This is a genomic window from Actinomadura sp. NPDC000929 (assembly GCF_040492065.1).
GTDB lineage: Bacteria > Actinomycetota > Actinomycetes > Streptosporangiales > Streptosporangiaceae > Spirillospora > Spirillospora verrucosospora.
Map to the genome: position 1 here is coordinate 1 of NZ_JBEUPA010000208.1, position 11,640 is coordinate 11,640.

An 11,640-nucleotide genomic window follows, 5' to 3' on the forward strand; every position below is an offset into this window, starting at 1 on the left:
GACGGACGCCGCCGCCCCGCCGCACCGGGGCGCGCCGGGAACGCCCCGCCCCGCCGCCACCGCGGACGCCCTACGACGACGCCCCCTACGAGGACGCCCAGTACAGCGGCGCCCAGTACGGGGACGCGCAGTACGGCGACCCCCAATACGGGGACGCTCCGTATGAGGACGCCGTCCAGGACGACGCGTTCGCGGCGGAGGACGCCCGCGCCGCCCTCCCGCCGGAGGGTCGTCCCGGCGGCCAGGCCCGTTCCAGGCGGCCGGAGAAACGCGGCAAGACCGGCCGTAAGGCCGATGGCAAGACCGGCCGCCGGGCCGACGGCGAGGCCGGCCGCAAGGCCGAGCGCGGGCAGGCGAAGAACGCGGGCAGGCCCCCGGGGCGTCCCGCCGCGCCGGACCGCCGGCAGGCCGCGCCACGGGGCGCGGGCAAGCCGAACCCGAAGCTGTACTTCGGCGCGGCGGCCGTGCTGGGCGTGCTGATGCTGCTGGGCGTCGGCGCCGTCGTCCTGAGCGGCGGTGGCGACTCCGGCGCCAAGACCCGGGACGCGGGCGGCGCGCCGATCGGACGGCCCGCCGGGACGGGCCCGTCGCCGACCTCCTACTCCAATTCGCCGTCCAGCTCCGCCTATGCCGGGATCGCGAACCGCAGTGCCGATCCCCAGCCCCTCACCGAGGGCGAGGCGTTCCCGTCCTCGGCGGCGAAGCTGCCCCTTCCGGACGGGAAGGTCTCGGTGAAGCTGCGCGCCAAGCGGCTCGACGGCGACTGCGCCGCGGCCGTGTGGGGCGGGTCCGTCGGCGAGGAGCTGGCCAAGGGCGGCTGCACGCAGGCGGCGCGCGGGATCTACTCCGACACCGAGCACGGCTACGCGCTGGCCGTCGTCGTGTTCAACCTCGCCGGGTCGGCGGACGCCGACCGCTTCGTGGCCAGGCTGGAGACCACGATCGGCGCGGGTTTCGTCCGGCCGCTGGAGGCGCCCGCGCCGCTGGACCGGTTCGGACGGGGCTTCGGGATGGCGCGGGGCCTCGCGATGGGGCACTTCGCGGTGGTGTCGTGGGCGCAGCGCCTGGACGGCAAGGGCGACGAGAAGGACGAGACCCTGCTGTCGCTGCTGATCGAGGGCGGCAAGGCCCCTGCGGTGCTCGTCCGCGCGGCCCGCGGGACCGGCTGAGCCCGTCCCGCGGCCCGAGGTCCGCCCGGGGTTTGGGGAAGGGCGCTTTTCGGTAGGTCTTCGGCGGAGCGCCGTAAACATCGCGTACCGGTGATGAGCCTCACCGAGGTCACGGCGTTCGGCTTCCGGGCCCAGCCGGTAGCCTGGTCTAAACCAATCCGAGATGACGCGCGCCCGATCGCCACGAAGAAGTTTCGCGATCTGGTGCAGTCGGGCATGATCCCGGCAGTGATGTAATGTCATCTCACCGCAGCAGGGCCAACGTCGTCCCGTGCCGCACTGACATCGAAGCAGTGACACGACGACGGGAGGGTTGATGGCTGCTGCTGCCCTCACACCTGATGGCCGTGCACCGGGCCGCCCCCAGCCGCAAGGCCTGTACGACCCGGCCAACGAGCATGACGCCTGCGGCGTCGGCATGGTCGCCGACCTGCACGGACGCAAGAGCCACGACATCGTCCAGAACGCCCTGGACGTCCTGAAGAACCTGGACCACCGAGGGGCCGTCGGCGCGGAGCCGGACGACGGCGACGGCGTCGGCATCCTCGTCCAGATCCCGGACGCGTTCTTCCGCGAGGTCTGCGACTTCCCGCTCCCCGCGGCCGGCGGCTACGCGGCCGGCATCGCGTTCCTCCCCGCGGACGGCGACGAGCGCACCGCCGCGGTCGCCCACGTCGAGACGCTGTGCGTGGAGGAGGGCCTGACGGTCCTCGGCTGGCGCGAGCTCCCGCACGACCCGCGTTTCACGGGCCCGGCCGCCCGCCGGGTGATGCCGCACTTCGCGCAGCTGTTCGTCGCCCCCGCGGACGGCGGCCCGCACGAGGGCAGGACCGGCCTGGAGCTGGACCGCGCCGTGTTCTGCATGCGCGAGCGCGCCGAGCAGGACGTGCGGGTCTACTTCCCGAGCCTGTCCAGCCGCACGATCGTCTACAAGGGGATGCTGACGACCCCGCAGCTGGAGCCGTTCTTCCCCGACCTGTCGGACCGCCGCTTCACCAGCGCGATCGCGCTGGTCCACTCGCGGTTCTCGACGAACACCTTCCCGGCCTGGGAGCTGGCGCACCCGTACCGGTTCATCGCCCACAACGGCGAGATCAACACCGTGAAGGGCAACCGGAACTGGATGCGGGCCCGCGAGGCGCTGCTGAAGTCCGACCTGCTGCCCGGCGACATCTCCCGGATCTTCCCGGTGATCGACATCGAGGCGTCCGACACCGCGTCGTTCGACGAGTGCCTGGAGCTGCTGCACCTGGGCGGCCGGTCGCTGCCGCACGCGGTGCTGATGATGATCCCGGAGGCGTGGGAGAACCACACCGAGATGGACGCCGAGCGGCGGGCGTTCTACGAGTTCCACTCCACCCTGATGGAGGCGTGGGACGGCCCCGCCAGCGTCAGCTTCACCGACGGCACCGTCGTCGGCGCCGTCCTGGACCGCAACGGGCTGCGCCCGGGCCGGTACTGGGTGACCGACGACGGCCTGGTCGTGCTGGCCAGCGAGGCCGGCGTGCTCGACATCCCCGCCGCCAAGGTCGTCCGCAAGGGCCGCCTGCAGCCCGGCAAGATCTTCCTCGTCGACACCGCCGCCGGGCGGATCGTCGAGGACGACGAGGTCAAGGCCGAACTGGCCGCCGAGCACCCGTACGGGGAGTGGCTGCACGAGGGCCTGGTCCGGTTCGAGGAGCTGCCGCAGCGCGAGCGGGAGATCCCGACCCACGAGACGCTGGTCCGGCGGCAGCAGACGTTCGGCTACACGCTCGAAGAGCAGCGGATCATCCTGACGCCGATGGCGCGGACGGGCGCGGAGCCGATCGGGTCGATGGGCACCGACACCCCGATCGCGGTGCTCTCCGAGCGCCCGCGGCTGCTGTTCGACTACTTCAAGCAGCTGTTCGCGCAGGTCACGAACCCGCCGCTGGACGCGATCCGCGAGGAGCTCGTCACCTCGCTGCAGTCCACGCTCGGCCCGGAGGGCAACCTGCTGGACCCCGGCCCGGACTCGTGCCGGCGCCTGGTGCTGCCCACCCCGATCCTGGACAACGACGAACTGTCCAAGATCATCCACATCGACGACGAGGGGTCGCTGCCGCACCTGGCCGCGCACGTCGTGCAGGGCCTGTACGACGTCGCCGGCGGGGGAAAGGCCCTGCAGGCGCGCCTGGAGGAGATCAACTCCGAGGTCAGCCGGGCCATCGAGGCCGGCGCGCGGATCATCGTGCTGTCGGACCGCGGCGCCGACTCGGCCCGCGCCGCGATCCCGTCGCTGCTGCTGACCGGCGCCGTGCACCACCACCTGATCCGGGAGAAGACCCGCACCCAGGTCGGCCTGGTGATCGAGACGGGCGAGGCCCGCGAGTGCCACCACATGGCGCTGCTCATCGGGTACGGCGCGTCCGCGATCAACCCGTACCTGGCGATCGAGACCGTCGAGGACCTCGTGCGCGGCGGCGTGATCGAGGGGACGGACCCGGCCAAGGCCGGCCGGAACCTGGTGAAGGCCTACGGCAAGGGCGTCCTGAAGATCATGTCGAAGATGGGCGTGTCGACGGTCGCGTCCTACACCGGCGCGCAGATCTTCGAGGCGATCGGGCTCGGCGCGGACGTGGTGGCGCGGTGCTTCACCGGCACCACCTCGCGGCTCGGCGGCGTCGGCTTCGACGTGCTGGCCCGCGAGGTCGCCGAGCGGCACGCGCGCGCGTACCCGCCGCGCGGCAACGACCTGGCGCACCGCACCCTGGAGGTCGGCGGCGAGTACCAGTGGCGCCGCGAGGGCGAGCCGCACCTGTTCAACCCGGACACGGTGTTCAAGCTCCAGCACGCCACCCGCACCCGCCGCTACGAGATCTTCAAGGAGTACACCTCCAAGGTCGACTCGCAGGCCGAGAAGCTGATGACGCTCCGCGGGCTGTTCCGGCTCCGCGAGGGCGAGCGCGAGCCGGTGCCGATCGAGGAGGTCGAGCCGGTATCGGAGATCGTCAAGCGGTTCTCCACCGGCGCGATGTCCTACGGCTCCATCTCGGCCGAGGCGCACGAGACCCTCGCGATCGCGATGAACCGCCTCGGCGGCAAGTCCAACACCGGCGAGGGCGGCGAGGACCCGGCGCGCTTCGTCCCGGACGAGAACGGCGACCTGCGGCGCAGCGCGATCAAGCAGGTGGCCTCCGGCCGGTTCGGCGTGACCTCGGAGTACCTCACCAACGCCGACGACATCCAGATCAAGATGGCGCAGGGCGCCAAGCCCGGCGAGGGCGGCCAGCTGCCCGGCCACAAGGTCTACCCGTGGATCGCCAAGACGCGGCACTCCACCCCGGGCGTCGGCCTCATCTCGCCGCCGCCGCACCACGACATCTACTCGATCGAGGACCTGGCGCAGCTCATCCACGACCTGAAGAACGCCAACCCGGCGGCGCGCGTGCACGTCAAGCTCGTCTCCGAGGTCGGCGTCGGCACGGTCGCGGCCGGGGTGTCCAAGGCCCACGCCGACGTGGTGCTCATCTCGGGGCACGACGGCGGGACGGGCGCGTCCCCGCTGACGTCGCTCAAGCACGCGGGCGCGCCGTGGGAGCTCGGCCTCGCCGAAACCCAGCAGACGCTGCTGCTGAACGGGCTGCGCGACCGCATCGTCGTGCAGACCGACGGGCAGATGAAGACCGGCCGCGACGTGGTCGTCGCGGCGCTGCTCGGCGCGGAGGAGTACGGTTTCGCGACCGCGCCGCTGGTGGTGTCGGGCTGCATCATGATGCGGGTCTGCCACCTGGACACCTGCCCGGTCGGCGTCGCCACCCAGAACCCCGTGCTGCGGCAGCGGTTCTCCGGCAAGCCCGAGTTCGTGGTGAACTTCTTCGAGTTCGTCGCCGAGGAGGTCCGCGAGTACCTGGCGGCCCTCGGGTTCCGGTCGCTGGACGAGGCGATCGGCCGCGTCGAGATGATCGACACCCGCGAGGCGGTCGAGCACTGGAAGGCCGCCGGCCTCGACCTGGCGCCGATCCTGCACGTCCCGGCGCTGGCGGAGGGCGCGGCCCTGCACCGGACGGTCGAGCAGGACCACGGGCTGGAGAAGGCCCTGGACAACACGCTGATCCAGCTCGCCGAGGGCGCGATCTCCTTCGGCGACCCGGTGCGGCTGGAACTGCCGATCCGCAACGTCAACCGGACGGTCGGGACCATGCTCGGCCACGAGGTGACCAAGAAGTGGGGCGGCGGCGGGCTGCCCGACGACACCATCGACGTCACCTTCACCGGTTCGGCGGGCAACTCCTTCGGCGCGTTCATGCCGCGCGGCGTCACCCTGCGGCTCGTCGGCGACGCCAACGACTACGTCGGCAAGGGCCTGTCCGGCGGGCGGGTGACGCTGCGTCCTGCGCGGGACGCGGCCTTCGCCGCCGAGGAGCAGATCATCGGCGGCAACGTGATCCTGTACGGGGCCACGTCCGGCGAGCTGTTCGCCCGCGGGGTCGTCGGCGAGCGGTTCTGCGTCCGCAACTCCGGCGCCACCGCCGTCGTCGAGGGCGTCGGCGACCACGCCTGCGAGTACATGACCGGGGGCCGCGCGGTGATCCTCGGCCGGACGGGGCGCAACCTCGCGGCCGGCATGTCCGGCGGCATCGCCTACGTCCTGGACCTGGTGCCCGAGCGGGTCAACGGCGAGATGGTCGACCTGGTGCCGCTGGACGCCGCGGACGTCGAGTCCGTCCGGGCGCTGACCGAGCGGCACCTGGCCGAGACCGGCTCGGCGGTGGCGCGGCGGCTGCTGGAGGACTGGGACGCCGCCGCCGCCCGCTTCACCAAGATCATGCCGCGCGACTACCGGCGGGTCCTGGACGCGATGGCCCAGGCCGAGGCAGAGGGACGCGACGTCGACGAGGCCGTCATGGCCGCGGCGCAGAGCTGAGAGAGGGGGACTTCCAACATGGCTGACCCGAAGGGTTTCCTCACCGTCCGGCGGGAGCTCCCGAAGCGCCGCCCGGTCGACGTGCGGATCAGGAGCTGGTCGGAGGTCTACGAGGACTTCGGCAAGGACCGGCTGGAGAAGCAGGCGAGCCGCTGCATGGACTGCGGCATCCCGTTCTGCCACCAGGGCTGCCCGCTCGGCAACCTCATCCCCGAGTGGAACGACCTCGTCTACCGCAAGGACTGGCAGGAGGCCGTCGAGCGGCTGCACGCCACCAACAACTTCCCGGAGTTCACCGGGAGGCTGTGCCCGGCCCCGTGCGAGAGCGCCTGCGTCCTCGGCATCAACCAGGACCCGGTGACGATCAAGCGGGTCGAGGTCGAGATCATCGACCGGGCGTTCGCGGAGGGCTGGGTGCGCCCGCAGCCGCCGGCCGTCCAGACCGGCCGGAAGGTCGCGGTGGTCGGCTCGGGGCCCGCGGGCCTCGCCGCCGCCCAGCAGCTCACCCGCGCCGGCCACGACGTCACGGTGTACGAGCGCGCCGACCGCATCGGCGGCCTGCTGCGCTACGGCATCCCCGAGTTCAAGATGGAGAAGCGGCACCTCGACCGGCGCCTCGCCCAGATGAGCGCCGAGGGCACCGACTTCCGGACCTCGGTGAACGTGGGCGTCGACATCACCGCGGACGACCTGCGCGCGTCCCACGACGCCGTGGTCCTGGCGGGCGGCGCCACCGCGTGGCGCGACCTGCCCGTCCCGGGACGGGAGCTCAAGGGCGTCTACCAGGCGATGGAGTACCTGCCGCCCTCGAACAAGGCGCAGGAGGGCGACTACGACGAGTCGCCCATCTCGGCCGAGGGCAAGCACGTCGTCGTCATCGGCGGCGGCGACACCGGCGCCGACTGCATCGGCACCGCGATCCGGCAGGGCGCCGCGTCGGTCACCCAGCTGGAGATCATGCCGCGGCCGCCGCAGGAGCGCCCCGACGGCCAGCCGTGGCCGACGTACCCGATGCTGTTCAAGGTGGAGAGCGCCCACGAGGAGCTCGCCGACATGGGCGGCGACCGCGTGTACGCCGTGTCCACCACCGAGTTCCTCGGCGACGCCGACGGCAACGTCCGCGCGCTGAGGCTGGTGGAGGTCGGCGGCCCGCAGACGGGGTTCGCGCCCGTCGAGGGCACCGAGCGGGAGATCCCCGCCGAGCTGGTGACGCTGGCCATGGGCTTCCTCGGCCCGCAGCGCGAGGGGCTGCTGGAGCAGCTCGGCGTCGAGCTGGACCAGCGCGGCAACGTGGTCCGCGACCGCGACTACCGCACGTCCGTGGACGGCGTGTTCGCCGCGGGCGACATGGGCCGCGGCCAGTCCCTGATCGTCTGGGCCATCGCCGAGGGCCGCGCCGCCGCGCACGGCGTCGACGCCTACCTCGGCGGCCGGACGGACCTGCCGTACCCGATCCCGCCGACGGCGCGCCCGATCGCCTGACCCGGCAAGCGCGGAGCAGGGCCCTGGAGGATCTTCTCCGGGGTCCTGTCCCGCGCGCAGTCTTCACCGGCCGGCGGCCGGGTTTCCTGTCGGTGCGGTGTGCCAGCATCGGGCCATGGGAACCGTTCGGACGGGCACGCCGCCCACCCTGGACACCGGCGTGCTGCGCCGGATGAGGCTCGCCCGCGACGCCATGGACCGCGAGTGGGCCGAGCCGCTGGACGTCTCCGCCGTCGCCGCCCGCGCCGGGTACTCGCGCTACCACTTCGTCCGGCTGTTCCGCGAGGTCTACGGCGAGACGCCCGGCGCCTACCTCACCCGCCGCCGCATCGAACGCGCGCAGGACCTGCTCCGCACCGCCAACCTGACCGTCACCGAGATCTGCGTGCAGGTCGGCTTCACCAGCCTCGGCACGTTCTGCACCCGTTTCAAGCAGCAGACCGGGACGACGCCCACCGAGTTCCGCAGGCGCGCCCGCGCCGGCGCCACCTCCGCCATCCCCGGATGCTTCGTGATGTTCTGGGCGGGCGGCTTCCGCAAGCAGCAATAACGGAGAAGCCCGGGCCGCCCGCCGCGCCCTAGCGTGAACGCATCGACCCCGTTCACCGAAGGAGACACGGCATGATCACCAACCTCGGGCTGGCCACCGTCTGGGTGCTCGACCAGGACTCGGCCAAGGAGTTCTTCACCGACAAGCTCGGCCTGGAGGTCCGCGACGACATGACCCTCGGCGAGGGCGGCATGCGGTGGATCACCGTCGGCGCCAAGGACCAGCCCGAACTGAGCCTCGCCCTCATGATCCCCGGCCCGCCCACCATGGACCCCGACTCCGCCGCCCAGATGCGGGCCCTCATCGCCAAGGGCGTCCTCGGCGCTGGCGCCTTCAACACCGACGACTGCCAGGCCGAGTACGAGCGCCTGTCGGCCCGGGGCGTCGAGTTCGTCCACCCGCCCCAGAAGCGCCCGTACGGGATCGAGGCGATCTTCCGGGACGACTCCGGCTGCTGGTACAGCCTCACCCAGACCTTCGACGAGCTCGACGAGAGCGTGCCGTGGAACGGCTGAGCGGACCGGGGGAGCCGATCACCCGGCGACGCGGGCGCCGAGCTCCCGGAGCACGTCCACCAGCCGCTCCACGTCGGCCTTCGTCGTCCGCCAGTTGAGCGGAGCCGGGCGGAACACCGTCATGCCCCGGTAGGTGCTGGTGCCCGCGTAGACGCGGCCGTCCGCCAGCAGCGCCTCGCCCAGGCGCGCGTTCAACCCGTCCAGGTCCTCCTCAGGGACGCCGTCCGGGCGGTACCGGAAGCACACGACGCACAGCCGCACCGGGGCGAGCAGCTCCAGGTCGGGCGCCGCCTCGACGAGCCCGCCCAGATGGGCGGCCACGTCGAGGTGACGCTCCACCATCTCCCGGTACCCGTCCCGCCCGTACGCCCGCAGCGTCGCCCAGATCGGCAGCGCCCGCGCGCGGCGGGACGACTCCGGGCCGAGCATGTTGTAGTTGACCCGCTCCTCGTCGGCGTCCGGCAGGTACGCCGCGCCCCACGCCCCGAACGCCCGGCTCAGCGACGCCGGATCGCGCACGAACGAGAACCCGCTCTCGTACGGCACGTTCAGCCACTTGTGGCCGTCCGCCGTCACCGAGTCCGCCCTCTCGACGCCCCGCGCGAGATGGGCCGTCCGCGGGCTGAGGGCCGCGAACAGCCCGAACGCGCCGTCCACGTGCAGCCAGGCCCCGTGCCGCTCCGCGAGATCCGCCAGCTCGGCGACCGGGTCGCTGTCGCCCGTGTTCACCTCGCCGAGGTTCGCCACGATCACCGCGGGCCCGCCCGCCCCGGCGAGCGCCGCGTCCATCGCCTCCAGATCGACCCGCCCGGCGTCGTCGCGGGCGAACGTCCTCAGGGTGTCGCGGCCGCAGCCGAGGATCTGCAGCGCCTTGCGCGTGCTGACGTGCACGAGCCCGCTGCTGAACACCGGCATCTCCGGCAGCCCCGCCAGCCCCCGCGACGCGACGTCCACGCCGTGCCCGTCCGCCCACCACTGCCGCGCGGCCGCCAGGCCCGCCACGTGCGCGAGCGTGGCGCTCGGCGTCAGCACGCCCCCGAACCCCGCGGGCAGGCCGAACAGCTCCTTCAGCCAGCGCAGGACCACCGTCTCCGCCCGCGCCGCCAGCGGCGACGTCAGCCACAGCCCGGCCGCCTGGTCGAGCAGCGACGCCGCCCAGTCGCCGGCCATCGCCGCGGGCGTCGACCCGCCCACCACGAAGTGGAAGAACCGCGGCCCGGACGAGTGCGTCGCCGCCCGGGTGCCGATCCGCACCAGCCGCTCGACCGCGGCCACCGCGCCGTCCCCCGTGTCCGGAAGCGGCCCGTCCAGCTCGTCCAGGAGCGGGTCCTGCTCCCGGTCATGGACGGGACGGTCCGGCAGGCTCGCCAGGTACGGCTCCGCCGCGCGCGCCACCACCCCGAGCGGGGCGGCGGCGATGTCACGTTCCCCAAGCGGATCGCTCATGACACCAGGAGATCACACCCCCGGTGACATCGGGGGATGTCGGGAAACATGAGAAAGAGGGCAACTTGTGGTCTTCGTGCTGGTCGGCTACGGTCCCGCCTGGGCCCGCCCCGCGACGGCTCGCCCGCCGGCGACTCCGCCGCGCACGCGGCCCGCACCGAGGCCGCCCGCTCCCGCACACCGCGACGCGGGACCTCAGGGGCCCGGCCACCCACCGCTGGGGTGGCCGGGCCCACCGCGCCGCCTCCCGCGCCCCGCGTCCGATTCCTACAAGACCCCCACTCACCGCCTGCCCTAGCGTGATGGCCATGAAGGTCCTGCACCGAACCGGCCTCGCACGCGCCGCGGAGTTCATGCGCCTCAACGGGCGCCTCATCGACCGGCACCGCTTCGCCCTCCACTTCCGCGGCGCCCCCGCCGCGCCCCTCCTCGCCGCCCTCCGGGCCTACGAGAACCCCGACGGCGGCTACGGCCACGCCCTCGAACCGGACCTGCGCGGCGAGGACAGCCAGCCCGTCCCCGCCCAGCACGCCCTGCAGACCCTCCACGAAGCGGGCGCCGACGACGACCCCGCCGTCGCACGCGTCGCGGACTACCTGGCCTCCATCACCACCGACGGCGGGGGAGTGCCGTTCGTCCTGCCGACCGTCCGCGACGCCCCCCACGGCCCCTGGTGGCGGACGCCCGACGACCCGCCCGGCGCGATCAACCCCACCGCGACCCTCGCCGGCATGCTCCACCGGGCCGGCGCCGACCACCCCTGGCTCGGACCCGCCACCGACTTCTGCTGGCGCTACCTGGAGGCCCCCGGCGCCGAACCCGGCGCCTACGACGTCCTCGCCGTCCTGACCTTCCTCGACCACGTCCCCGACCGCGACCGCGCCGAGACCGCCTTCACCCGCGTCCGCGACCTCCTCGCCGCCCACGCCGCCAGCGACCACCAGGGACCGCTCGACTTCGCCCCCGCCCCCGGCGGGTACGGGCACCGGCTCTTCGCCGCCGACGACATCGACGCCGCCCTCGACGCCCTCATCGACGAGCAGGGCGACGACGGAGGCTGGGACGTCGCCTTCCCCATCTGGACCCCCGTCACCGGCCCCGAATGGCGCGGCCACGTCACCGTCGAACACCTCAAGACCCTCCGCGCCTACGGGCGACTCAAACCCTGACCGGGGGTCACAGCAGAGCCCGGACGGGCGCGCCCGCCAGGGCCCTCACCTCGTGCGCGAGATGGGCCTGGTCGGCGTAGCCCGCCGCGAACGCGACCTCCGCCAGCGGCCGGCCCGCCCGCGCCAGCCCCAGCGCCCGCTGGAACCGCAGCACCCGCTGCAGCGTCTTCGGCCCGTACCCGAACGCCGCCAGCGACCGGCGCCGCAACTGCCGCTCACCCAACCCGAGCTCGTCCGCCGCCTCCCGGACCGAGCCCTCCGCCAGGCGCCCCGCCATCGCCGCGACGAGCGGATCCGCAGGCCCCATCCGCGCCCGCAACGCCTCCACCAGCGCCGCGCGGCGGTCGCCCGCGGCCGCCACCGTCCTGATGTTCCTGGGCTCCTACCCGCTGGAAGTGGGCGCCATCACCCCGATCTTCTA

The 11,640-nt window shown here is 73.3% G+C and carries 9 protein-coding genes; 7 read left to right on the plus strand and 2 right to left on the minus strand.

Translation table 11 applies throughout. The annotated features are described in order from the left end of the window. The 6 genes from ABWI04_RS39130 to ABWI04_RS39155 form a co-directional block, all read left to right on the plus strand. A partial coding sequence (locus ABWI04_RS39130; protein ID WP_353835543.1) for a hypothetical protein occupies positions 1-1,169 on the plus strand: 1,169 nt, incomplete at its 5' end. A gap of 93 nt (positions 1,170-1,262) precedes the next feature. Next, entirely contained in the window at positions 1,263-1,406 is a 144-nt protein-coding gene (locus ABWI04_RS39135; RefSeq protein WP_345175395.1) for a hypothetical protein, read from the plus strand. A 79-nt stretch (positions 1,407-1,485) separates the two neighbouring features. Continuing rightward, entirely contained in the window at positions 1,486-6,057 is a 4,572-nt protein-coding gene (gene gltB / locus ABWI04_RS39140) for a glutamate synthase large subunit (protein ID WP_353835544.1), read from the plus strand. 18 nt (positions 6,058-6,075) lie between these two features. Then, positions 6,076-7,539 carry a glutamate synthase subunit beta gene (locus tag ABWI04_RS39145; protein ID WP_345175392.1) on the plus strand — a complete coding sequence of 488 codons (1,464 nt, stop codon included), beginning with the start codon at positions 6,076-6,078 and terminating at the stop codon, positions 7,537-7,539. A gap of 115 nt (positions 7,540-7,654) precedes the next feature. Further along, positions 7,655-8,089, plus strand: coding sequence for a helix-turn-helix transcriptional regulator (locus tag ABWI04_RS39150; RefSeq protein ID WP_345175390.1), 435 nt, complete (start codon positions 7,655-7,657; stop codon positions 8,087-8,089). Between the two features lie 71 nt (positions 8,090-8,160). Continuing rightward, positions 8,161-8,604, plus strand: a complete 444-nt coding sequence (locus tag ABWI04_RS39155) for a VOC family protein (RefSeq protein ID WP_353835545.1) — start codon at positions 8,161-8,163, stop codon at positions 8,602-8,604. An 18-nt stretch (positions 8,605-8,622) separates the two neighbouring features. Here ABWI04_RS39155 and ABWI04_RS39160 read toward each other — a convergent pair whose 3' ends face one another. After that, on the minus strand, positions 8,623-10,050 hold the full coding sequence (locus ABWI04_RS39160) for a pyridoxal phosphate-dependent decarboxylase family protein (protein ID WP_353835546.1): 1,428 nt from the start codon (positions 10,048-10,050) through the stop codon (positions 8,623-8,625). A 308-nt stretch (positions 10,051-10,358) separates the two neighbouring features. On the opposite strand from ABWI04_RS39160, the gene ABWI04_RS39165 reads away from it, so the two are divergent. Beyond that, positions 10,359-11,219, plus strand: coding sequence for a hypothetical protein (locus ABWI04_RS39165; protein WP_345175384.1), 861 nt, complete (start codon positions 10,359-10,361; stop codon positions 11,217-11,219). Between the two features lie 7 nt (positions 11,220-11,226). Here ABWI04_RS39165 and ABWI04_RS39170 read toward each other — a convergent pair whose 3' ends face one another. Then, positions 11,227-11,580, minus strand: coding sequence for a helix-turn-helix domain-containing protein (locus ABWI04_RS39170; RefSeq protein ID WP_353835547.1), 354 nt, complete (start codon positions 11,578-11,580; stop codon positions 11,227-11,229). Between the last annotated feature and the right edge of the window lie 60 nt (positions 11,581-11,640).

Bases quoted from the DNA above. Each gene is read 5' to 3' on its own strand.
- ABWI04_RS39135 (WP_345175395.1), top strand. From the start codon at position 1,263: ATGAGCCTCACCGAGGTCACGGCGTTCGGCTTCCGGGCCCAGCCGGTA.
- gltB (WP_353835544.1), top strand. From the start codon at position 1,486: ATGGCTGCTGCTGCCCTCACACCTGATGGCCGTGCACCGGGCCGCCCC.
- ABWI04_RS39145 (WP_345175392.1), top strand. From the start codon at position 6,076: ATGGCTGACCCGAAGGGTTTCCTCACCGTCCGGCGGGAGCTCCCGAAG.
- ABWI04_RS39150 (WP_345175390.1), top strand. From the start codon at position 7,655: ATGGGAACCGTTCGGACGGGCACGCCGCCCACCCTGGACACCGGCGTG.
- ABWI04_RS39155 (WP_353835545.1), top strand. From the start codon at position 8,161: ATGATCACCAACCTCGGGCTGGCCACCGTCTGGGTGCTCGACCAGGAC.
- ABWI04_RS39160 (WP_353835546.1), bottom strand. From the start codon at position 10,050: ATGAGCGATCCGCTTGGGGAACGTGACATCGCCGCCGCCCCGCTCGGG.
- ABWI04_RS39165 (WP_345175384.1), top strand. From the start codon at position 10,359: ATGAAGGTCCTGCACCGAACCGGCCTCGCACGCGCCGCGGAGTTCATG.